General features: G+C 60.0%; 17 protein-coding genes and 7 pseudogenes. 15 read left to right on the plus strand and 9 right to left on the minus strand.

The genetic code is table 11. The features are described from left to right. Positions 1–101: 101 nt before the first annotated feature. The 4 genes and pseudogenes from AC0V2S_RS22015 to AC0V2S_RS22030 all read right to left on the minus strand — a co-directional run bounded on the left by AC0V2S_RS22015 (position 102) and on the right by AC0V2S_RS22030 (position 2,967). Entirely contained in the window at positions 102–665 is a 564-nt protein-coding gene (locus AC0V2S_RS22015) for a M14 family metallopeptidase (RefSeq protein ID WP_475511575.1), read from the minus strand. An 11-nt stretch (positions 666–676) separates the two neighbouring features. Next, positions 677–1,387 (minus strand): annotated as a pseudogene (locus AC0V2S_RS22020) (ABC transporter permease). Next, a pseudogene (locus AC0V2S_RS22025) lies at positions 1,384–2,107 on the minus strand (ABC transporter permease). Before AC0V2S_RS22025 ends, AC0V2S_RS22020 begins: the two co-directional pseudogenes overlap by 4 nt. An 82-nt stretch (positions 2,108–2,189) precedes the next feature. Further along, a pseudogene (locus AC0V2S_RS22030) lies at positions 2,190–2,967 on the minus strand (transporter substrate-binding domain-containing protein). Between the two features lie 448 nt (positions 2,968–3,415). Between AC0V2S_RS22030 and AC0V2S_RS22035 the strand changes: the two are divergent. Continuing rightward, a pseudogene (locus AC0V2S_RS22035) lies at positions 3,416–5,343 on the plus strand (hybrid sensor histidine kinase/response regulator). Between the two features lie 158 nt (positions 5,344–5,501). Here AC0V2S_RS22035 and AC0V2S_RS22040 read toward each other — a convergent pair. Next, positions 5,502–7,871 (minus strand): catalase, encoded by a 2,370-nt coding sequence (locus AC0V2S_RS22040; protein WP_475511576.1) that lies wholly within the window; start codon positions 7,869–7,871, stop codon positions 5,502–5,504. A 280-nt stretch (positions 7,872–8,151) separates the two neighbouring features. On the opposite strand from AC0V2S_RS22040, the gene AC0V2S_RS22045 reads away from it, so the two are divergent. Both AC0V2S_RS22045 and AC0V2S_RS22050 read left to right on the plus strand, forming a co-directional pair. Continuing rightward, on the plus strand, positions 8,152–8,424 hold the full coding sequence (locus AC0V2S_RS22045) for a DUF1652 domain-containing protein (protein WP_475511577.1): 273 nt from the start codon (positions 8,152–8,154) through the stop codon (positions 8,422–8,424). Positions 8,425–8,475: 51 nt separating this feature from the next. Continuing rightward, positions 8,476–9,318 carry an EamA family transporter gene (locus AC0V2S_RS22050; protein ID WP_475511578.1) on the plus strand — a complete coding sequence of 281 codons (843 nt, stop codon included), beginning with the start codon at positions 8,476–8,478 and terminating at the stop codon, positions 9,316–9,318. A gap of 436 nt (positions 9,319–9,754) precedes the next feature. On the opposite strand, the gene AC0V2S_RS22055 is transcribed toward AC0V2S_RS22050, so the two are convergent. Then, on the minus strand, positions 9,755–9,922 hold the full coding sequence (locus AC0V2S_RS22055; RefSeq protein WP_475511579.1) for a DUF2897 family protein: 168 nt from the start codon (positions 9,920–9,922) through the stop codon (positions 9,755–9,757). Between the two features lie 178 nt (positions 9,923–10,100). Here AC0V2S_RS22055 and AC0V2S_RS22060 point away from each other — a divergent pair, with 178 nt between their 5' ends. Further along, positions 10,101–11,429 (plus strand): ATP-binding protein, encoded by a 1,329-nt coding sequence (locus AC0V2S_RS22060; protein WP_475511580.1) that lies wholly within the window; start codon positions 10,101–10,103, stop codon positions 11,427–11,429. A 1-nt stretch (position 11,430) separates the two neighbouring features. Further along, on the plus strand, positions 11,431–12,333 hold the full coding sequence (locus tag AC0V2S_RS22065) for a response regulator (RefSeq protein ID WP_475511581.1): 903 nt from the start codon (positions 11,431–11,433) through the stop codon (positions 12,331–12,333). Between the two features lie 86 nt (positions 12,334–12,419). Here the strand turns inward: AC0V2S_RS22065 and AC0V2S_RS22070 are convergent. After that, a pseudogene (locus tag AC0V2S_RS22070) lies at positions 12,420–13,576 on the minus strand (MFS transporter). A 249-nt stretch (positions 13,577–13,825) separates the two neighbouring features. On the opposite strand from AC0V2S_RS22070, the pseudogene AC0V2S_RS22075 reads away from it, so the two are divergent. The 9 genes and pseudogenes from AC0V2S_RS22075 (at position 13,826) to AC0V2S_RS22115 (ending at position 19,956) form a co-directional block, all read left to right on the plus strand. Continuing rightward, a pseudogene (locus AC0V2S_RS22075) lies at positions 13,826–15,512 on the plus strand (ShlB/FhaC/HecB family hemolysin secretion/activation protein). A 47-nt stretch (positions 15,513–15,559) separates the two neighbouring features. Then, a pseudogene (locus AC0V2S_RS22080) lies at positions 15,560–16,480 on the plus strand (filamentous hemagglutinin N-terminal domain-containing protein); the annotation flags it as partial. A 93-nt stretch (positions 16,481–16,573) separates the two neighbouring features. Beyond that, positions 16,574–16,822, plus strand: a complete 249-nt coding sequence (locus tag AC0V2S_RS22085; protein WP_475511631.1) for a hypothetical protein — start codon at positions 16,574–16,576, stop codon at positions 16,820–16,822. After that, positions 16,822–17,697, plus strand: a complete 876-nt coding sequence (locus AC0V2S_RS22090; RefSeq protein ID WP_475511582.1) for a hypothetical protein — start codon at positions 16,822–16,824, stop codon at positions 17,695–17,697. Before AC0V2S_RS22085 ends, AC0V2S_RS22090 begins: the two co-directional genes overlap by 1 nt. Before the next feature lie 12 nt (positions 17,698–17,709). Beyond that, positions 17,710–17,970: a hypothetical protein gene (locus AC0V2S_RS22095; RefSeq protein WP_475511583.1), complete on the plus strand. Its 261-nt coding sequence runs from the start codon at positions 17,710–17,712 to the stop codon at positions 17,968–17,970. A 52-nt stretch (positions 17,971–18,022) separates the two neighbouring features. Continuing rightward, entirely contained in the window at positions 18,023–18,130 is a 108-nt protein-coding gene (locus AC0V2S_RS22100) for a colicin E5-related ribonuclease (protein ID WP_475511584.1), read from the plus strand. Further along, a complete protein-coding gene (locus tag AC0V2S_RS22105; protein ID WP_475511585.1) occupies positions 18,099–18,449 on the plus strand; it encodes a hypothetical protein in 351 nt (116 codons plus the stop codon). Before AC0V2S_RS22100 ends, AC0V2S_RS22105 begins: the two co-directional genes overlap by 32 nt. 323 nt (positions 18,450–18,772) lie before the next feature. After that, a complete protein-coding gene (locus tag AC0V2S_RS22110) occupies positions 18,773–19,258 on the plus strand; it encodes a hypothetical protein (protein ID WP_475511586.1) in 486 nt (161 codons plus the stop codon). Positions 19,259–19,389: 131 nt separating this feature from the next. Continuing rightward, positions 19,390–19,956 (plus strand): hypothetical protein, encoded by a 567-nt coding sequence (locus AC0V2S_RS22115; RefSeq protein ID WP_475511587.1) that lies wholly within the window; start codon positions 19,390–19,392, stop codon positions 19,954–19,956. A gap of 4 nt (positions 19,957–19,960) precedes the next feature. Here AC0V2S_RS22115 and AC0V2S_RS22120 read toward each other — a convergent pair whose 3' ends face one another. After that, complete coding sequence (locus tag AC0V2S_RS22120) at positions 19,961–20,614, minus strand: potassium channel family protein (RefSeq protein ID WP_475511588.1); 654 nt, start codon at positions 20,612–20,614, stop codon at positions 19,961–19,963. 191 nt (positions 20,615–20,805) lie between these two features. Here AC0V2S_RS22120 and AC0V2S_RS22125 point away from each other — a divergent pair, with 191 nt between their 5' ends. After that, positions 20,806–21,339, plus strand: coding sequence for a hypothetical protein (locus AC0V2S_RS22125; protein ID WP_475511589.1), 534 nt, complete (start codon positions 20,806–20,808; stop codon positions 21,337–21,339). 3 nt (positions 21,340–21,342) lie between these two features. Here the strand turns inward: AC0V2S_RS22125 and AC0V2S_RS22130 are convergent, their stop codons facing one another. Further along, positions 21,343–22,662 carry an OprD family outer membrane porin gene (locus AC0V2S_RS22130; RefSeq protein WP_475511590.1) on the minus strand — a complete coding sequence of 440 codons (1,320 nt, stop codon included), beginning with the start codon at positions 22,660–22,662 and terminating at the stop codon, positions 21,343–21,345. Between the last annotated feature and the right edge of the window lie 210 nt (positions 22,663–22,872).

Raw genomic sequence — 22,872 nt, forward strand, 5'->3', positions numbered from 1 at the left:
TTGCTGCAATTGCAGCCAGAAGATGCTGAAGCTTTCATCGAACGATGCCCGCCGGATCGCTGGCCAACAGGCTGGCGTCGGCGCCGATATAGCGCGGCGCCTCAACCTGCGGCCAGGCTTCCGGCGTGGTAGAGGTGCGCGGCGGCTTCGAAGTCGCAGTGCAAATCCAGCACCACGTCGGCCTGGCAGGCCAGGCGCGCAGGGTGACGCGCTGCGACTGCAAACTGGGTTTTCGGCGTGTGGTTGAGCAGTGCTTGCTGCAGGCTGGCGCGAATCAGTTGCAGGTTGTGCGCCGCGTCGTCGTTCAGCAGCGCTTCCACTTCGTCGCCCACTTGCTGGCTGACGTTGATAAAGGCGCGGTTGAAGTTTTCGCGGGTTTCCAGTTCGTAGCGGCCCAGCGGCATATCCATCACCACCTGCGCCTGACCAATCGGGTTGGCCATCGGCACCAGGTGATTTGGCCGAGCAATGGGCCGGCGTTTTCCAGTTCGGTCAGGCGTTGTTTTCAGATGCCAGGCCACCAGCATGCCGGGCAATTCATCCGCATGCAGCGAGGCCTGGATGTAGGCACTTTTTGCCGACTGCTGCGGCCCGAAATGAAAGCTGTGAATCTGCCGGGCAGTGCCAGGCACCGGGGCGAGCAGGTCGTGTTGAAGATGGCGCATAAATAACTGCCTTAGTGCGCGGGGCCGAGGAAGGCCAGCCAGCGTTTTTCCGCCAGGCGGGAACAGGCCCACCAGGGTAAAGGTGATGGCGAGATAAATGACCGCCGCAATGCCGAACGACTGGAAGGTCAGGAAGGTCGCCGAGTTGGCATCGCGCGCCACTTTCAGAATGTCCGGCACGGTGGCGGTGAAGGCCACGGTGGTGGAGTGCAGCATCAGGATCACTTCGTTGCTGTAGTACGGAATCGAGCGGCGCAGCGCTGACGGCATGATCACGTAGGCATACAGCTTCCAGCCGTTCAGGCCATAAGCCTTGGCCGCTTCTACTTCACCGTGGTTCATGCTGCGAATGGCACCAGCAAAATCTCGGTGGTGTAGGCGCAGGTGTTCAGCGAGAAGGCGAGGATGGTGCAGTTCATGGCATCGCGGAAAAACGAGTCCAGCATCGGCACTTCACGCACCGCGGCAATGCTGTAGATGCCGGTGTAGCAAATCAGCAACTGGATATACAGCGGCGTGCCACGGAACAGGTAGGTGTAGAACTGCACCGGCCAACGCACCCAGCGCGACGGCGAAACACGGGCAATGGACAGCGGAATGGAGACGAGAAAACCGAAGAAGATCGACGCACTCAGCAGCCACATGGTCATGGCCAGGCCGGTGATATTGACGCCGTCGGTGTAGAGAAAGGGTTTCCAGTATTCCTGCAGCAACTCGATCATCGCACTGCCTCCCGCGCGCCGGCCGCATAGCGCCGTTCGAGGCGTCGCAATACAAAGTTCGAAGCACTGGTAATGGCCAGGTAAATCAACGCCGCCAGTACGAGGAAATAAAACAGCTGGTACGAGCTTTTGCCGGCGTCTTGCGCGGCTTTCACCACGTCGGCCAGACCGATGATGGACACCAGCGCGGTGGCCTTGAGCATCACCATCCAGTTATTGCCGATGCCCGGCAGAGCGAAGCGCATCATTTGCGGGAAACACTAACGAAAGCGTGGCCGCGTTTCAGGCCATACGCCGTGGCCGCTTCCACCTGCCCGCGCGGAACCGCGAGAATCGCGCCGCGAAAAGTCTCGGTGAAGTACGCGCCGTAGATAAAGCCCAGGGTGATAACCCCGGCAGCGAAGGGATCGATCTCGATGTAATCCCATTCCATTGCGTCGGTGAACGACGACAGCCAGGTTTGCAGGCTGTAGAAAATCAGCAGCATCAGCACCAGATCGGCACGCCGCGAATCAGGGTGGTGTAGAGCTGCGCCGGAATGCGCAAGGCGCGCACGCTCGACAGTTTGGCACTGGCGCCCAGCAGGCCGAGAACCACGGCCACCAGCAGCGACAACACCGATAATTTGATGGTCATCCAGGTGCCGAGCAGCAGCAGCGGGCCAAAGCCCTTCAAGCTGAAGGCGGACAGCCCCAGAAAATTCAGCAGAGTTTCAAACATCAATCGTGCTTCCAATAAACGCCCACCTCGAGAGGTGGGCGATAGAGCGGGGCGGGGTTAGCGCCGCCTCGCTCGGCAGAACTTACTTATTGCCCAGGTACAGATTCAGATCACCGAAGTGCTTCTTCTGGATTTCAGCGTATTTGCCGTCATCGTGCAGGGCTTTGATGCTTTGTTCAGCAGCGCTTTCAGCTCGGTGTTGCCTTTGGAGATGCCGATAGCGGTTTTGGCTGGCAGCAGTTCGCTGTCGATGGCTTCGCTCACTTCGTAGTCAGCGCCTTGGGGCGATTTCAGGAAGCCCAGCTCGGTTGCAGCATGTCCTGGATGGAGGCATCCAGACGGCCGCTGGTGAGGTCGGCGTAAACCTGGTCCTGGTTCTGGTAGGCCTGGGTTTTCACGCCGGCTTTGTCCAGAACGGCTTGGCGTAGGCTTCCTGAATGGTGCCTTGCTCGTAGCCAACGGTTTACCTTTCAGGCTGGCAACGTCGGCGGTCAGGCCTGCGCCTTTCTTGAACACCAGCGAGGTTGGGCCGGAGAACAAGCTCGTCCGAGAAGTCGATGACTTTTTCGCGGGCCGGGGGAACGGTCATGGAGAGATCACGACCGTCGAATTGCGTGCTTCAAAGCCAGGGATCATGCCGTCGAAATCGCTTTCGACCCATTGCACTTGACCTTCAGCTCAGCGCAGATGGCGTGCCCAGGTCGATATCGAAGCCGACCAGGCTGCCGTCAGCGGCTTGGACTCGAAAGGAGCGTAGGAAGGATCAACCCCGAAGCGGATTCTTTGAATTCTTTGGCTTGCAGCGAGCCGGCGCCAATGCAAAGGGCCAGAGCAGAAAGAGTCAGCCATGCTTTCTTCATTGAGTGTGTCCTTATTGTGTTGATCACGTGAGATAACGGGGAAGTTCGACGGGAAACAGCCCCGAGCGAGTGTATGCCAGCAATTTTCGAACCATTGTAAAAATGACGACATATTGCATCAGAATCCCGGCGCTTTTGGCTATTTGCCAGGCCGGTAAAACACTGTCAAGTAACGAAAAATTTGAAATGCACCACAGTGGTGCTGCCCACCGGGGCGTTAAGTAACAGAGTGGTGCATCGCGGTAGCGTGAACGCCGTTGCAGAAGCGCAGCGGCGGCAGTTTTTCCGTGCAAATACACAGAACGAATGCACCACCCGGTGCTCTACAGCACAAGAGGCCCCTGGATTACCGAGGGCCGCGTGGCGTGCGGCCAATAGACCCGTCGTCGACAGGGCCGTTATGATCTGCCACCCGCCATATAAATTCTTACTGCTCCCCGGAGCCTGCATGCCCCAGGTAAAGCGCAAAGCCGACCCGTTGATGAGTGACGACCGCTATCGGATGTTGCTCGACGCCGTCACGGACTACGCCATCTATATGCTCGACCCGCAAGGGTTGGTCAGCAGCTGGAACGCCGGCGCCAAGCGCTTCAAGGGCTATGAAGAAGCCGAAATTCTCGGCCAGCATTTCTCCCGTTTCTACACCGAAGAAGACCGCGCCAAGGGCATGCCGCAACGCGCCTTGCACACCGCAGACGTAGAAGGCCGCTTTGAAGGCGAGGGCTGGCGCCAGCGCAAAAACGGCGAACGTTTTTGGTGCCATGTCGTGATCGACCCGATTCGCGCATCCGGCGGCGCCGTCGTTGGCTACGCCAAGGTCACCCGCGATTTGACCGAGCGCAAAAAAGCGGAAGAAAGCCTGAAGCAAAGCGAGCAGCAATTTCGCCTGCTGGTCGACGGGGTTACCGACTACGCCCTTTATATGCTCGACCCTACCGGCGTGATCACCAACTGGAACACCGGCGCCCAACGCATCAAGGGCTACACGCCGCAGGAAATCATCGGCCAACACTACTCGGTATTTTTCAGCCCGATGATCAGCTCAAAGGCGAACCGCAGCGCGGTCTGGACCGGGCAATTGCCGAAGGCCGTTTCGAAAGCCAAGGCTGGCGCATTCGCAAGAACGGCACGCAGTTCTGGGCCAGCGTGGTGCTCGATCCCATCCGCAACGACCTGGGCGACCTGATCGGTTTTGCCAAGATCACCCGCGATATCACCGACACCATGGAAGCCCAGAAGGCCCTGGAAAAAGCCCGTGAATCGCTGTTCCAGTCGCAGAAAATGGAATCGCTCGGCCGGCTTACCGGCGGCATCGCCCACGACTTCAACAACCTGTTGATGGTCGTGCTGGGCAGCCTGGAAGTGGTGCGCCGCCGCTTGCCGCCCGACCCGAAAATTCTCAACCTGCTCGACAACGCCATTCAGGGCGCCCAGCGCGGCGCCACGCTCACCCAACGCATGCTGGCCTTTGCCCGCAGCCAGAAACTGGTGGTGGAAGCGCTGGATGCCCCGGCGCTGGTGCGCGGCATGTCCGACATGCTGCAACGCGCCCTCGGCCCGCAAACCCGTATTGAAGTGCGCTTTCCATTGCGCCTGAGCCCGCTCCTGGCAGACAGCAACCAATTGGAAATGGCCCTGCTTAACCTGGCCGTAAATGCCCGTGATGCCATGGCCAGTGGCGGCCAGATCGTGATTGCCGCCCGCGAAGAAACCCTTGAAGCAGACGATGCCGAACTGGTGGCCGGGCGGTATATCTGCCTGTCGGTGACCGATAGCGGCGAGGGCATGGATGCCGAAACGCTAAACCGCGCCCGCGAACCGTTCTTCACCACCAAGGGCGTGGGCAAAGGCACTGGCCTCGGCTTGTCGATGGTGCATGGGTTTGCCCAGCAGTCCGGCGGACGGCTGATGCTCAGCAGCGTAAAAGGGCAGGGCACGACGGCCGAAATGTGGCTGCCAGTGGCGGAACAACCGGTGGTGCCGGAGGTTATCGAAGATATTCCGGTGTTTGCTGCTTCAACCGTGGTGCATGCGCTTACGGTGCTGGTGGTGGACGATGATCCGCTGGTGCTGCTCAGCACTGCCGCGATGCTCGACGACCTTGGCTACACCGCTGTGCAGGCGGCGTCTGGGGCTGAAGCGCTGGAGGTATTGGGTAGCAGTCGGCGGATTGATGTAGTGGTAACCGATCTGGCCATGCCGCTGATGACTGGGCTGGAGTTGGCGCAGCAGATCAAGCAACGCTGGCCAACCTTGCCGGTGTTGTTGGCCAGCGGGTATGCCGACAAGCTCGATGAAACCGAGTTGGCGTTGCCGCATATTGGTAAGCCGTTTAATCAGAATGAGCTGGTGCAGGCGCTGATAGAGCTGACGTAGGGCGTTGGCCGGTTCGTTCAACCATCTTCTGAACGAATCATCGAGGCTGAAGCCTCTCCCACAAGGAACCGCGTTCCTCCTGTGGGAGAGGCTTCAGCCTCGATGCTTTGGATGGTCCAATAAAAAAGCCCGGCATCGCCGGGCCTTTCTTCAGAGGGTTAAACCACCGGCGGATGGGTCTCCCGCTCAGGGAACCGGTGCTTGGCAATGCCCTGAATAAAATCACCCAGCACGCCTTTATCCGCCTTATCGCCAACGAAGATACCCGGTGGGTTATCGCCCAACGGAATATCCGCCGCCGCCAGCAGCTCCTTGCCCGCACCCACCGCCAGAATGGCTTTGCCATGGCGGAACGCGTCGCGCAAAAACTCCAGCGCACGGCCGTCGACTTTCAATGCATCGATAGCGGTTTGCCCATCCGGCACCACCACGGCGTCAAAGGTCGGCGAAGGCTGGTTATTCAAGGACGCGTCTGCAATCACCTCCGGCCCGTCAGCCGCCACAAACGGCCCTACGCGGTGCCCCACCAGACGCACGATGGCACCCTGCGCGGTCAAGGTATCGGCCGTGGCCTTCACACCAGCCCCGTCGATACCCGTGCCGACAATCACGGCCACCATCCGCGTGGCGATGCTGCCATCACCCGGACGCGCCAACAGCGATAGAGCGGGCGACAGATCCACTTCCGGCTTGATCGGATTAGGCGCCGCTTTCGGCAGCGGATCAGGCAGTGGCGCGCCCAAACCGTTGGCCACTTCCTGAGCCAACACGTCGGAGATATTGCGCAACATCGCCAACACGCGCGTGCGCACAGCCGGCACCTGCACCTTGCTCAGCTCAAAGCGCAGCGCATCAATGATGTGCTGCTGCTCAAACGGCGCCTGGCTGTTGAAGAACAATGTGGCCTGGTTGTAGTGCTCGGCAAATTTCTCCGGCTTGCCGCGCACTTCATCGCCCACTTCCAGCGGTTCGGGGAACGGCACGAACCCGATCTCGCCGGTCTGGAACGGGCAACCACCCGCCAGGGAGTTCGGCTCATACGACACCCGGCCACGGTTAATGGTCTGGCGATGCATGCCGTCGCGTTGGTTGTTGTGCACCGGCGCCAGCGGGGCGTTGATCGGAATCTCGTGGAAGTTGGCGCCGCCCAGTCGGCTGATCTGGGTATCCACATACGAGTGAATGCGCCCGGCCAGCAGTGGGTCGTTGGTAAAGTCGATGCCGGGAATCACATGGGCCGCGCAGAACGCCACCTGCTCGGTTTCGGCGAAGAAGTTGTCGGGGTTGCGGTTCAGCACCATGCGACCAATCGGGCGCACCGGCACCAGTTCTTCGGGAATCAGCTTGGTTGGGTCGAGGATGTCGAAGCTGAATTTCTCCGCCTCTTCCTCACTGACCACCTGCACGCCCAGTTCCCACTCGGGGTAGGCGCCGGCTTCGATGGCGTCCCACAGGTCGCGGCGGTGGTAGTCCGGGTCGGCGCCCGAGACTTTCACGGCTTCATCCCACACTTGGGAGTGGGTACCCAGTTTCGGGTTCCAGTGAAACTTCACAAAGCTCGACTCACCGCGCGCGTTCACAAAGCGGAAGGCGTGTACGCCGAAGCCCTGCATCATTCGGTAGCTGCGCGGAATGCCACGGTCGGACATGGCCCACATGATCATGTGCGCCGACTCGGGCGACAGCGAAATGAAATCCCAGAACGTGTCATGCGCCGACGCCGCTTGCGGCATGCCGTTGTGCGGTTCGGGTTTGACGGCGTGAATCAGGTCGGGAAATTTCATCGCGTCCTGAATGAAAAACACCGGAATGTTATTGCCCACCAAATCCCAGTTGCCTTGGTCGCTATAGAACTTCACGGCAAAGCCACGGGCATCGCGTGCGGTGTCTTTCGAGCCGCGTTCGCCGGCCACGGTAGAGAAACGCACGAACACCGGCGTTTGCTTGCCCTTGGCGGCAAACGGTGCCGCGCGGGTCAGCTCGCTCAAGTCTTCATAGGCTTCGAAGAAACCATGGGCCGCCGAACCGCGGGCATGCACGATGCGCTCTGGAATGCGCTCGTGGTCGAAGTGGGTGATTTTCTCGCGCAGGATAAAGTCTTTGAGCAGCGCCGGCCCGCGCAACCCGGCTTTCAGCGAGTTCTGGTTATCGGCAACGGGCACGCCCTGGTTGGTGGTCAGCCCTTGCGCGGCGCTGTCGGCCTGTACGCGGGGCAGTTCACCGCTGTTGGCATTTACGCCGGGTTGCGCCACGCCGGTTTTGTCGCTGGCGTTGGTTTCGCTCAAGGTGCTGGCGCCGGCAATCGGCGGCGCGTCCACGGTCTCGCCCGGGGTCGGTACGGCAGACGCCGCGCCATATTCCTTGGCCTTGTTGGCATTGAACGGGCAGCCGCTGACGGCTGTGTGCGCAGCTTCGGCCTGGGCTTTCTGGTCGGCAGTGGCGCTGTAAGGAAGTCCGGCGGTGGCCGGTGGCGGGGTGCCGGTGGAGTCTTTGGTTTTGGCAGGTGCAGGTTTTTTCGGCGTAGCCATCAGTATCAATCTCCTGGTCAGGTTGCTGCGGTCTCAAAGGGCAAGAAGGCAGGTGAACAGGCGAACGAGCGGTTTTTCATCTAATTCTGGCTCGCTAGCCTCGAGCCTCCACGGTGGGCCCTATGGTTTATCGAGACGGGTACCACGCGGAAGGTTCAGGGATTCTGTCCGACGGTCATTCGCGGCCAGCGCCGTAACCTGACCAACTGCGGCGGCGAAATGATGGCGACTGGCCTAGGCTTGGAACCACCTTCTGGTAAACCGCCCACGAGGTTTAACCGTGAGACGCTCCTTTCCCGCTGCCTGTTTACTACTGCAGGAACACTTCGCCCCGCTCGGGGTAGAGGCGAGCATGGATAGCCCACACTCGATGCTGGTCCGCATCTTTCAGCCCGACACCGGCGCCACACTGCTGTCCATTGCCGGCATCGCTTGCAGCGCCAGCCTGCACCGTGACGACATTGCGCGAATCATCGACGAGATCGAATCGGACATGCGTTTGTTGCAACCGCAATTGCTTAGCCAGAGCGGCGACGCGTATTCCGTAGGTTGATCGTTGCCCTATACACTCCGCCCCTTGCCCACTGCCGCCTAAGGAGCGCGTGTGTCGGTCTACCTCGTCGTACTCTTCGCAGCGCTGCTGCACGCCAGCTGGAATGCCATCGTCAAAGGCGGGCCCAACAAGCTATTGAGCACCGTGCTGCTCACCAGCTGCGCCGCGCTGATGGCCGCCGTGCTTCTACCCTGGCTCCCCCAGCCAGCCCCCGCCAGTTGGCCCTTTCTAGCCGCGTCCGTGCTGCTGCACGTCGTCTACTTCGGCCTGGTGGCGCGCGCCTACGACCTGGCCGATATGAGCCAGACGTACCCGATCATGCGCGGCACCGCGCCCTTGCTGGTGGCGCTGGCCAGTCTGGTTTGGCTGGACGACGTATTGGGTATGGGCGCGCTGTTAGGCATCGTGCTGATCTGCCTGGGCATCCTGACCATGGCCCTGGCCCGCCACCCCGGCAAACGCTCCGCCAACCTGCGCCTGGGCCTCTTGATGGCCCTGCTCAACGCCGTGGTGATTGCCGCGTACACGCTGGTTGATGGCGTAGGCGTGCGGCACGCCGGCGCGGCGGCGGCCTACACCTTGTGGCTGTTTATGCTGACCGGCGTGGCGATGCTGGGCTGGGCACTGCTGGCCCGCCGTGCAGCGTTTGTGGCCTACGCCAAAACCTACTGGCGCATGGGCGTGCTGAGCGCGTTTGGCACCGTGGCTTCTTACAGCTTGGTGCTATGGGCCATGACCCAGGCGCCGGTTGCGGTTGTGGCCGCACTGCGCGAAACCGCGATTCTGTTTGGCATGTTGATCGCTGGGGTGTTTCTCAAAGAACGGTTGAGCACCGCACGAATTGTGGGAGCGTGCGTGATTGTGGCGGGGGCGGTGGTGTTGCGGTTGGCCTAAAGCGCTAACCAGCCCTGAGGGCCACCTTCACCAACACGCTCAGGAGGGGCCAGATCACAAGCCAGGTCAAAAGATCGAGGCTGAAGCCTCTCCCACAGGGACCGAGGTGTTTGTGGGAGAGGCTTCAGCCTCGATTTTTTGATCTTGATCTAGCTTTAGATCTACCCGCCCCTTTAGCGCCAGGCCGAGCGTAGTCGTTGCGTAAGGGGTCGTAGCGGCCGGGAGCCGCGGAGAGGGATGGGGCCATGGATGGCCCTCAGCCCGGCCCCTGGAGCGGCGACGTAGCGAGGGTAGTTTTCACGCAGTGAAAACCCCAGGTAGGGGCAAGCGTTTTTGGTTACTTTTGTCGCAATGACAAAGTGACTCGCGCGTAAGGCGCGAAACAAAAACGCCCAGCCCACGCGGTAACGAATACCACCGAAAAACAACTAAGCACTCACCGATCCTGAGCATCCTGCGAATCCGCCTCAGCATTCCTCTCATGCACCTTCTTCAACTGCTCATCAGTAAGCGGCAACTTAGTCGCCGTATCCCGCAACATCATCAACCCCCCCACAATCGAGCCAATCGCCAGCACCAGAATCAACCAGGCATACCAAGGCATAACAGTCTCCTTAACCCCATAAGCGAAGCAGAGGAATTCCCCCGCACTGCAGTTTGGATCATCTGCGCCCACATTGCGTTCAGGCTACCTACACACAGCCCATTGTGAACGCTGTCACATGTCGGCAACTTGGCGCTGGTTGAATGGCGAACGCGTTTCCTCAAGGATGCATTCGCCAATGACCACCGCCAGTGCCCTCAGTCGTTTGCTCAAGCCCGTCGAGCCGCTGTTGCCGAGCATGACCATCAGCGACGTCGCCGACCGTCTGCTGACTCCCGAACACAAAGCCTTTCTGTCCCTGCCCGTGGTCGACGGCGACCGCCGCCCCAGCGGCCTGGTCAGTCGCACCGTGCTGCAAGACATCTTCATGCAACGCTTCGGCCGCGACCTGCGCGGCCGCCACCCCGTGCACGAGGTGATGAACCCCGCGCCGCTGGTGGTGCGCCTCGACGCCAGCCTCGACGACGCCGCCAAGCAGATCACCGGCCAACTGCAATACCCCATCACCGAAGACTTTATTCTGGTGGACGGCGAAGGCCGCTACCAAGGCATCGGCACCGTGCTCGACCTGCTCAAAGCCATGGAGGCGCGCATCGCCCAGCGCAACACCGTGCTGCGCAAAGCGCTGGTTGACCTCAAGGAATCGCAGACCCAACTGGTGCAGTCGGAAAAAATGGCCTCGCTGGGGCAGATGGTTGCCGGCGTCGCCCACGAGCTGAACACCCCGCTGGGCTACGTGAAAAACAACGTCGAACTGCTACGCGATTTGACCGCGCCGCTGTTCACCCTGGCCACCGCGCAAGCCGCCTTGGCCGATTGCCTGGCCGACGACAGTTGCGACGAAGCCCAATTGGCAGCGGCGTTTGCCACCGCCGCCCAGGCCCGCGAGGACGCCGCGCCGGAGCTGCTGGTCGAGGACCTCAACCAGCTGTTTAACGACACCCTTTACGGCCTCGGTCAGATCGCCGAGCTGGTGGTCGGGCTGAAAAACTTCGCCCGCCTGGACCGCGCCATGAGTGAGGAAGTGGACCTCAACGAATGCATCCGCAGCGCCCTGGTCATCGCCCGCAACGCCACCAAAGACAAAGCCGAAGTCATCACCCAACTTGGCGAGCTGCCACGCATCGCCTGCGCGCCGTCGCAAATCAATCAGGTGCTGCTCAACCTGCTCACCAACGCGGCCCAGGCCATCGACGGCTACGGGCACATTCAGGTGAAAAGCTGGAGCGACGAGGCGGCGGTGTTTATCTCCGTGCAAGACAACGGCAAAGGCATGCCGGCGGCAGTACTGGAACGGATTTTCGACCCCTTCTTCACCACCAAACCGGTAGGGCAGGGCACGGGGCTGGGTTTGTCCATCAGCTTCAAAATCATGCAAGACCACGGCGGCCTGATTCGGGTGGCTTCCGAGCTGGGGCGCGGCACCCGCTTTCTGTTGCGCCTGCCGCGCCAAACGGCGGCCAGTGAGCCGGCACCTTCCCTCACCCCTATGCAGCGGAGTGCTTGAGATGACCACGCGAATTCTGTTTATCGACGATGAAGAACGCATTCTGCGCAGCCTGGCGCTGCAATTTCGCCGGCAGTACGAAGTGCTCACCGAGAGCGACCCGCTGCGCGCCCTGGAGCGGCTGAAAACCGAGCACGTGCACATCATCGTCTGCGACCAGCGCATGCCACAGATGACCGGCGCGCAGTTGCTGGAACAAGCGCGGGAAATCGCCCCCAACACCCTGCGCATTCTGCTCACCGGTTACAGCGACATGGACGCCGCCATGGCGGCCCTGAACAGCGGCGGCATCTTCCGCTACCTGAGCAAGCCGTGGGACCAGCAAGAGATGGCCTTTACCCTGCGCCAGGCCGCCGAAATCGCCGCGCGGCAAACGCCGGTGCTGGTGTTGCCCAGCATGAGCGATGCGCCGCTGAGCGTGCTGTTGCTGGACGAAGACGCCGACACCCTGGCCTGCGTCGGCGACTTCTGCAGCGCCGGCGGCCACCGCCTGCTGCGTGCGCGTACGGTCGCCGAGGCAGTCGCCGTGCTGAATAGCGAGCCCGTGCACCTGGTGGTCAGCGACTTGAGACTGGCCGGTGAAGATACTGCGCCGCTGTTGAAAAGCCTGGCCCAGGCGCACCCCGGTTTACTGAGCCTGGTGGTCACGCCGTTTTGCGATACCCAGGCGCTGCTCAAGCTGATTAACGAAGCGCAGATATTCCGCTACCTGCCAAAACCGATTCGTCGCGGGTTGTTTGAAAAAGGTTTGAAAGCGGCGGCAGAACAAGCAGCCATCTGGCGCGCGGCGCCGGCGCAGCAGATCAATCGGGTAGCCGAGCAGCCTAAAGACGATAGCGAGCGGGACAAGGTGGGGAGTTTGTTTGGGATGTTGGGGCGGTTGCGGGAAAGGTTGTCGGCCTGATTCAGCAATGCCGTTTTCAGGTACGGCCAATCGCGGCTGAAGCCGCTCCCACAACGAGTGTGGGAGCGGCTTCAGCCGCGATGCTTTTAGTCCCCCAATCGCAGCAACAAACTCAACACCCCAGCCCCCACCAATAACCCCGCCAGCACCAACAGCGCCACCGCCAAACTGCTGCCATGGGCAATAAAGCCGATAAACGCCGGCCCCAGCAAAATGCCGCCATAACCCAAGGTAGAAACCGCCGGAATGGCCACATTCTCGGCCATCACCTTCTGCTTGCCGATCAGGCTGAACATCACCGGCACCACGTTCGAACACCCGGCGCCGACCAGCACAAAGCCCAGCAACGCCAATTCCCAGTTCGGGCTCAACGTCACCACCACCAGCCCCAGCGCCGCCATCAAGGAGCCCAGCAACACCACGCGCTGGCGGCCCACGCGATGCACCACGCGGTCGCCAGTCAAACGGCCCGCCGTCATCGCGCACGAGAACGCCACATAGCCAATACCGGAATGCGCCGAAGCCAACTGCTTGGCCTCCACCAAAAACACCGCGCTCCAATCCAGCATCGCGCCTTCGGCCAAAAACAGGATGAAGCACACCGCGCCAATCAACAGCACCACACCATGGGGAATGGCAAAGGCCGGGCCAGTGCTGGCGCTGCCAAAGGGCAGCAGATCACGCGCCGAATGCAGCAGCACGGCAATCACCGTGGCCACCACCGCCACAGTCGCCAGCAGCGGCCCGCTGCCCAAAGCCAGTAACAGGCTCACGCCCGCCGCGCCGGCGATACAGCCCACGCTGAACAACCCATGAAAGCCCGACATCAACGGCCGGTCGCTGTTCTTCTCCACCAGCACCGCCTGCAGGTTGATGGTGCAATCCATGCAGCCCAACGCGCCGCCAAACACCGCCAGGGTGATGGCCAGGAGCGGCCAGGAATCCGCCACCGCCAGCAACGCAAGGCCACGCACACCACGGCGGCAGCGGCGACAATCACCCGCCGGCAGCCAAAGCGCGACGCCAGCGCGCCGGCCAGCGGCATGGTCAGCAACGAGCCCACCCCCAGGCACAGCAACAGCAAGCCCAACGAGCCTTCCGACAACCCGGCCCGCGCCTTGGCGAACGGCACCAACGGAGCCCAGGCGGCCATGGCAAACCCGGCGATAAAAAACGCCCAGCGCGTCGAGCTTTTCTGCTGCGCGTGGGTGGGAATGGCCAGGGAAGTTTCAGCAACAGACATGCAATTTCCTTAAACAAAAGCGCCAGCGAGGGGAGAGCAGTGTGACCGATCAAACGGGTACGCGTTCAGCCCAACCTTACCGCGTTCCTATAAGGCCCAGCGCCTAAGCGTGCAGGACGTTTACTCGCGCCTCTGTAGGTGATGTCGCAATAGTGGCCGGCGAGTCACAAAACGGTCGCCAGATTTTTGTTCAGCCGGTTTAATCCGCGCCGTCCTGTGTTTCCCCCTCACCTCAAGGGATTGAAGGTTATGCCTGCTCTACGCCCTAGGGCACAGCTGTGTGCCTTGTTAGCTGTTACGCCCACCGTCTTTGCCGAGTTGCCCGCCGACCGCGACCTTATCCGCGACCGCCAGGAGCGCGTGCTGCAAGAGCAGCAAAAGCGCCTCGAAGACCTCCAGCAGTTGCCCGGCAAGCCCGCCGTACAACTGGCCCCGGCCGCCAACCCCGACGCGCCGTGCTTCCCCATCCGCCATATCACCCTGCAAGGCGCCACGCTGATGGCCGCCGACCGCCAGGCCGATCTGCTGCGTCCCTATGAAGGCCAATGCCTGGACACCAGCCAGTTGAACGAGCTGGTGATAAGCATCTCCCAGTTCTATATCGATCGCGGCTACGTCACCTCCCGCGCCTACCTGTCGCAGCAAGACCTGGCCAGCGGCGAGCTGCAAGTGCTGGTGGAGGAAGGGCGTCTGGAAGGTCTGGACGCCTCCGCCATCGCCAGCCCGCGGGAGATGGCCATGGCATTTCCCGGCCACGAAGGCGAGGTGTTGGACCTGCGCGAGCTGGAGCAAATGGTCGACCAGCTCAACCGCCTGCAATCGCGCCCCGCACAAATGGAATTGGTGCCCGGCAGCCAGGTCGGCGGCAGTCGCGTGCACTTGCAAGGCGAGCCCGGCAAACCCTGGCAAGCCAACCTCAACCGCCATAACGACGGGCAAACCTCCACCGGCGAACAGCAGTGGGGCGCGGGTCTGGTGTGGGACAGCCCGCTAGGCCTGGCCGACCAACTCAGCCTGCGCAGCGGTGGCGACACCGTGAGCGACCACTGGAGACACTCGGCCAACCAGAGCGTCGGCTACAACGTGCCGTATGGCTGGTGGTCGCTGAACTACAGCTACAGCCAGAGCTACTACCGCACCCGCAGCGAAGGCGCCGGTTTCACCTTCGGCTCCGACGGCGATAGCAAAACCCACAGCTTGCGCGCCGAACGGGTGCTTTACCGCGACGACGTCAGCAAGACCGCCGCCAACTTCGGCATGAGCCACCTGCAAACCCGCAACTACCTGAACAAAACCTGATCGACGTCTCCAGCCAACGCCTGACCGAAAGCCAGGTCGGCTTCAACCACGGGCGGCGCATCGGCAACGCCTTCGTCAACCTCGACCTCGGTTGGCAACAAGGCACCGGCGCCTTCGACGCGCAAGGCGACGGCGACCGCACCACAACCAGCCCGTGGCCCGTTACAACAAGTACAGCCTCACCGCCAGCTACCTGCAGCCCTTCACCCTGTGGAACGAAAGCTTCAGCGTCGACAGCCTGGTTAACGGCCAGCGCAGCGAAGACGTGCTGTTCAGCCCGCAACGCATCAGCCTCGGCGGCCTGAGCTCGGTACGCGGTTTCAAAGACCAATCCTTGTCCGGCGACAGCGGCGCGTATTGGCGCAACCAACTGCGCTGGCGCCGTGCGGTGGCCTGGGAGCCGCTGCGCCCGTTTCTGCAGGAATACGCCGTGGCCTTTGCCTACGACATGGGCGTGATTTCGGGCAACCGCCACAACGGTGACCAGCACGGGCGCCTATCCGGTAACGCCGTCGAGTTCAGCACGCGCGGGCGCAACGTTGCCGCCAGTGTGACCTTCGCCCGCTCACTGGAGCGCCCCGACGCCGTCGAGCGTCAGGAGCACCCCGTGTACTTCCGTTTCGACCTGTTTTTCTAAGCCCTTTTTCAACGATTTAGTGTCGCTGCCCCGGCTGGAGTTTTTGTATGGACGTTCGTAGCCCGCTGTTCCAAAACATCGCCTGCATCCTGATGGGTGTGCTGTTCCTCAACCCCATTGTCAGCACCGCCGCCGAGCTGACCGTCGACGCCGCCGCAGGCGGCAACACGCAACTGGGCAGCGCGCAGAACGGCGTGCCCGTGGTGAATATCGCCACGCCAAACGGCAGCGGCCTGTCGCACAACAAATTCACCGACTACAACGTCGGCCAGCAGGGGCTGATCCTCAACAACGGCACGGCAGCGTTCAACGAAACCCAGCTCGGCGGGGTGATTCTGGGCAACAGTAACCTCAACGGTCGCGCCGCCACGCTGATCCTCAACGAAGTCACCGGCGGCAACCAAAGCCAGCTCAAGGGCTACACCGAAGTGGCCGGGCAGGGCGCCCATGTGGTGGTAGCCAACCCCCACGGCATCAGCTGCGACGGCTGCGGGTTTATCAACACACCGCGCGTGACGCTGAGCACCGGTGTGCCGGTTATCGCAGACGGGCAACTGCGCCAGTTCGCCGTGGATGGTGGGCAGATTGTGATTGATGGCGCGGGGATGAATGCCGTCAATGTCAGCCAGGTCGACATCATCACTCGCGCCGCAGAACTCAATGCCGCCCTCTACGCGGAACGCCTGAACATCATCCTTGGCCGCAACGAGGTCGACGCCGACACGCTGGCCGCCATCGCCAAGTTGGACGATGGTTCCGAGAAGCCCTTGCTGGCCTTGGACAGCTCCGCCATCGGCGGCATGTACGCCGGCGCCATTCGCCTGATCGGCACCGAGAAGGGCGTCGGCGTGCATATGGCCGGCGATATGGCCGCCGGCAACGGCGACTTTGAGATCGATGTAAACGGCAAGCTCACGGTTAAACGCGCGGTCTCGGCGGGTGAGTTGCGGGCGAAGGCCCAGGAGATTGTGTTTGCGGACAAGGTGCATGCCGATGGTCACGTTCGTATCGAAGCGAGCGGCTCGGTAGACGTTGTCCGGAGTCTGACTAGCGCTTCTGATGTGTCGGTTAAATCCGCCAGCCTGACCAACCACGGCACCCTAGGCGGCGCAGGTTCTGTGCGGTTGGAAATGCCCGAGCTGGTTAACCAGGGCGGCCTGATTTTCAGCGGCCAGAACATGGTGCTGAAGGTCGACAGCGTCACCAATCGCCTCGGTGACGTTTACAGCCTGGGCGACCTGGCCATTGCCGCCAGCGACCATGTAGACAGCTTGATCAACTGGTACAGAACGACCAGAACTTGCTCTTGATGTCGTCGCAATTGGTCGGGGTTGCAGCCGCCGCTGCAGTGGATGGCGACCTGCAGCAGGGAGCGACGATTGCGAAGGATGCGACGAACTATAACTACCTGACTCATAAAGAGATCCAGGACTCGTTAGACAAACAGGCCCAGTGCAAAACCGACGACTGTAAGAACGAAATAAGGGAAGCCGACGCCGAGCTAAATGAAAGTCGCAACCAAGGCCTTGCTGCAGTCTGCCAAGCCTCACCGACTGATTGTGAGGCGATTTCAGCAAAACTACTCGCAGAAAGACCGCAACTTCTTGAGTTGGCAAAAGAGGCCGGAAAAGACAATTTAGGTGCTTCGGCCTTTATCCTTTTCGTGTCAGAGTCGAGTAACCAAGAGGCCCAGAGCCAGATCGCCACCGAGTTAGCGGCGCTCAAAGGCGGCGACAGCGAAAGGTTTTTTGTTCAGCTTGGAAGTACATTGCTCGGGGCTGTCTTTAGTGCGAGAGGACCTGCCGGCACCAAAGCATCTAACGCTGGTGCGGATGACACGATCAAGGCATTACCAGCTCCAAGACAAATAGATGCATCGTGGAGCGCGAGCACTTACAACAAAGGTGGGCTGATGACTGGTATTGAGCACGTTTTCTATCGTCATGGGCCTGACTCAGGATTTTCGAACGTTAGTAAATTTTCACAAGGAACGTCCGTTAAAGACGTGTCTACTTATGTGGATAACGCAATGAAATATGGAAAGGTAATTCCCAATGGTCCAAATGGCCAAATTGTTGAGTACAACGCGGGCAAGGTGATAGGAGTAAGCGTCTCAGGTGCTCCGACGTCAGTAATCAAAATAAATATTCGGAATGGTGTTATTCAGACCGCATTTCCATATTAATTAGGAGTGGTTATGAATAGTGGTAAGAAGTTGATGGAGTTATTTGTTTGTCAGGAATTAGACGACAATGTTAGAGCTATTTTGAAAGACGCCCTTGAAGAACGTATTCGATCAGAGAGTGTGTCGGTGCGTGAGTTTGAGTTTAATTGTTTTGACGTGGCTCTGGATTTCGAAAAAGACATTGTCAGGTTGCAATATGTCCTATCTTCAGAAGAGGGTAGTTTTCTTGATATGCCGATACTCGAATTTATCGTTGCTTGCGGCTTGGGTTGAATGAGGTCATTAAATTTAAAAGAGGGGGTGGACCATTTTTTCGGTTATGAATATGAAGATAGCCAAAGATGGTGGGTACATAGTCCGAAATGACCGGACTGGAGCAATCGTACAAGTATCAGATAAAAATGATAAAAATTGGGTTGCACGGTGGGAGTAGAAAAAATGAAAGAGTTTTTTTAGATTTTGGTCCTAAACCTACCAAGGTTTGGGGCGAGACGCCGTTATTTAGCTTGAGCGATAGTCATGAGTTGCTGAGTTACTGTGATTCTCACGATGCAGCTGTGCTAGGGATTGAAGGCTTTAAAATCCTAGGAGATAAGAGAATTCCTGAATTAGATTGTATTGCGGATTTCTCTACTTTGGCGATGGTTGCCGGTGAAGCGTTTCCTGAATTGTCAAGAAAGGCGGCTAGGAATTTTATTGACTCGATTTCAGATTGCGAAATATTTTTGGAGTTTGTTTTGGTTCGGAGTTGAAGGTGAAAATACATTAGAGGAGAGAGGGGAAAGATTTATTGTGAGGAGTAGAGGAGAATAAGGGGCAGACCACGTTTTTTGATATTGAAATATAAGGATAGGAAAAGTAGCAAAATGTTCTAGAAAACGTTGTCTGTCCCCGATTTATGAACTTAGAGTTGAACAATAAATCTGTCCCCTTCAGGCAAAAGCGCTGGGATGCTCCTCTGATCAACCAAAATCGTAGGTTATATTTTTAACAAAGCACATGAACAATAACGTTGGTTTTCTCGTTTCCATTTTTTGCGATTTCTATTTTTAATCTGAAAATTTCAGGAGCCCCCATGTACTCCCCTCGTGAAGCTAGCAAAGATCACCTCTACACCAATTCCTTTGTATCCCTTCTGTTGCTGATCCCCTTGGCGCTAATGATGCTGTTGTCCAAAGGTGAGGGCATTCCGCATCTCAAGGTGGTGATGGCCACGGACACGGCGCAAGGTGTGATAGAGCAGGTGGAGCCGGATCCGAACTTCAGGGAATACAGCTTGGTTCACTATCGGTTTGTCACGGCCGATGGCCGCGAGATTGAGAGCGGCTACGCGCAGGACACTTTCAACCACAAGACGGTGTATTCCCCAGGACAGCCGGTGTCGATTGTGTACTCTCGCTGGTTCGACAGCGCCGACGCAATTGAGGAGGTGTTTGAGCGGAGCACTATTGGGTTTTATATCTTCATCACCTGTTTAGGCTTGATGTTTCTCTGTGTGCTGTTTTCCTTCTGGAATCTGCGAAAGTTGATGAAGCATACGGCTGAAGAACGTTTTTATTGATCCATGGTGCGGTGCTTGCGCCGTGCCTGTTCCAGTTCCAGTGTCGAAGGGGAGTCGACAGTTTTTTCGAATAAGGGACAGGCCACATTTTTCAGAGCCAGCCGCCGCTCGTTCACCCGCCACGCGTGCTGATGTATTTAACCCCGCACTTCACCGATAATGCCGGCCTTTACGCACCTGCCAAGGCCTTGCCCATGCTCCGTCTTTTTACCGCCTTTGGGTTTCTGACCCTGACCGCCTGCAGCAGCTTCAATTACAACGGTTACCAGACGGATATGGTCGCTGTGCAGCCTACCGATTTAGCGCAGAACGCCTCCGCCACGTCGGTGATTTATTTCAGCACCGCCGCCGAGCGGGAAGCCGGCCTGTCCGTGCACCGTCTGTTACTCGCCACCCACCTGGACGGCCGCCTGCTGGCCGGCGCCACTACGAGCGCGCCGATACGCGGTTTTCAGGCGTTGAAGGTGCCGGCGGGTAAGCATTCGCTGCAATGGTGCTGGCTGTCGAAAAACGCCATGGGGCCGGGCGGCGAGCGCTGTGGCTTCAAGGCCGACAATGTCGAGTTCAAGGCTGGCCAGCGCTACCTGGTGAGCTGGCGTAACGCCAAGGCATTCGAGGGGCAGGCGACCTTTGTGCGCATCAACTCGCAGATCGAAAATCTCGATTCCCACGAAGTGGTTTTTCATCAAGAGCAGTAAGCCCTCAGCGCTTGATCACCGTCAGGGCTATCAAGCGCGACACCACCAGCGCCAAGTACATCACGCCGACAAACTCCTCAATCATCACCAGCGACCGCGCCATAGGCGTGAGCGGAATGATGTCGCCCAGGCCCACACCGGACAGGGTGGTAAAGCTCAAAAACAGCAACTCCATCCAGCTGCGCGCCGCCTGGGGATCTATCAGCGCGCCAAAGCTGCCTGGCAGCAGCAGTTGGCAGAAGGTGTAGAGGTGGGCGAAGGCCCATGCCAGTAGGGTGAAGGTGGCGCCGGCGGCGAAGAGTTCGTCGGTGGTGGCGCGGTGGTCGGCGTTCATATAGATGATCAGGCTGACGGCGGCGTACAGGTAGAACAGCGCCTCGAGCAGCGAGATCAGCGCTTCCAGGCTGACGGTGGGCATCAGTTGGTCGAGCACCGACAGGCCGAGCACCATCGCAGCCAGCACCACGGCAACCCAGGTTTGCGCTGAGCTGCGCTTTACCACGTGCAGGGCCAGGCCCAGTACCACCAACCCAAAGGCGCCGAACAGGGCGCGGCCCATGGGGGTGTCTTCCATCCAGGGGTAGAGCAGCACGCCGAGAAGTTGTATGAACAGCAGGCCGGCGGAGGGGTGGCGTAGCAGGTAGGAGTGGGCTTGCATGGGTGACCTGTGCGGGAGCGGTTTGTGGGTCAGACCGCGCGATGCGATGCGGGTGCTGTTCGTTTTCGGCGTAGGGTGTGTGTTTCCTGCGGAGCTGTGGGTTAACGCCATTCATTACTTCAGACGGATCTGGCGGAGAAAACAATGGGCGGTGGTTACGGTCGTGGGCCGCTTTCCAAGGTAAGGCCATCATGAGTGATAACGACAAAAAACAGTGCCACATCCTGATGTCGCAGTTTCCGCTGCTACAGGTGTGCGGCCATAACCTGCTGGTGTTGGTGGACGAAGCCGGCACGGTGATCGCCGAGTTGGACGGGCTTGCCACCAGCAAAAAGGGCGCGATCAAGCCGATTGGGTATTTGCCGTCCGACCGGCTCAAGGCTTACCAATTCACTGGCGCCTACCTGTACCGCCACCAGCAACCCAAAGCTGTGCTGTACAGCGGTTGCCGGGTGCAGGTGGAAAGACGTTGGCAAGCGGCAGTGCGCGGCACAGAGGCCATCAACGACCTGGCCCAGGCCTATCCCTTTCTCGGCCTGGGCCGTAACAGCAACTCGGTGACCAGCACGTTAGTGGCCTGCATGGGCCTTGAGGCTGTGCCGATGCGCGGCGCAAGGCCGGCGCCGGGGCAGCAGAAGTTGGTGCTGCCACGGGAAATCATCGCGTCGATTCGCAATGAAATGGCGGCCGGTGCCAATACCGGCCTGCGACTGGATATCGAGTAGGCGTTACCGCCCGCTGAGCACATCCAGCGGGTATTCCACCACCACGTACAAACGGTCGATATCGCGCCCGGCCTGGGCGTCGTTGCCGCGATGGGTCACCAGCGACAGGCTCAGGGCCAGGTCTTTTGCGGCGCCAGATTGCACGCGGTATTTACCTTCGATATCCCGTTCCCAATGTTTGCCGCCGTCGCCCTGGTTCGGTACGTAGCTGCCCAGTGCGTCGTCGTAGGGGTTATAGGCGCCGCCTTTGGGCGCGTGGGTGCCGTCGATATCGCTGCCGCGTACGTAGCGGGTCATAAAGGTCAGGCCCGGCGTGAACAGCTGACTGAGGTCGAGGTCGTAGCGCACTTGCCATGACTGCTCGTTGGCGCCGTTGAAGTCGGCGTATTTGATGGAGTTGGCCAGGTAAATGGAGTCGCCGCCGACAAAGTCGAACGGCGTGTCGCCACTGATTTTCTGATAACCGAGGCTGAATGCCTGCTCGTCGACGCTCAGCTTGGCCAGCAGGCTGGCGGCCGTGGTGTTGATGGCGCCGGCCTTTTGCGCGCCGGTGCCCAGGGTGCGGTACAGGTTGGCGTCCCAGGCCAGGCGGGTGCCGGCACTCAGGGGTTGGTTGAGGTGCAGATTGGCGTAGTACTGGCGCCAGGTGTCGCTGAGTTCGCCCATGTACACGGCACCACTGAGTGCGGCGGCGGTGTCGCTTTGCAGGCCGAGCAGGCTGATGCTTTCGTGGCGGGTGGAGGCGCCGTAGCCGTCGAAGTCGCTGCCAGACGAGCTTTCATCCTGATTTTTGAAAGCGTTGAAATGGCCGGCCGTCCAACTCAGTTCGCTGCCGGCCTTGCCTTGCAGCAGGGCGCCGGTGGCGTATTCGGGTTGCAGGCGTTTGTCGGCGGTGTCGAATACCGGGGTTTCCACTTCCATTTCGCCGAGCTTGAGGCGGGCGTCGCCGAGTTGCAGCTTGAGGGCGCCGCCGGCGCTGGAATACTCGCCCGCTGCCTTGCCGGAATCACCCACGGGCAGCAAACCGGTGCCGGCACGGCCGCCGCCCGAGTCCAGGCGCAGGCCGACAAAGCCGTGGGCGTCCACGCCCACGCCGAGCACGCCGGGCGTGTAGCCCGACTCGAAACGGCCAATAAACCCCTGCGCCCATTCGCGGTTATAGCTGTCGCCGCTATGGCCGGTGCGGGTGTCGTTGTTCAGAAAGAAATTGCGGCTGAGCACGTTGAACGTGGCATCGCTTAACAGCGGCGGGGCGTCGGCGTGTGCGGCCGTAACCCAAGTGGTCGCCAGCAAGGGCGCGCAAAACAACAGGGTGGCCCGCATGGGGGAGCTCCAATGGCGAAAGCTGGAGTATCCGGGTTGGGGGCGGTGGGGGATTGAAAGTCTGTGCTATGGCAACGGCTAGAGCGCGATGAGGACTTTTTTGCGTATCGCGCACGGCTCGAAATTCTGGGCCCCAGCCTGCGCTGGGACGACGGAGGTTTTTGCATCCTCCACCGTCATTCCCGCGCAGGCGGGAATCCAGAATCTAGC

The sequence above is a fragment of the Pseudomonas sp. CC11G genome, from assembly GCF_056174845.1.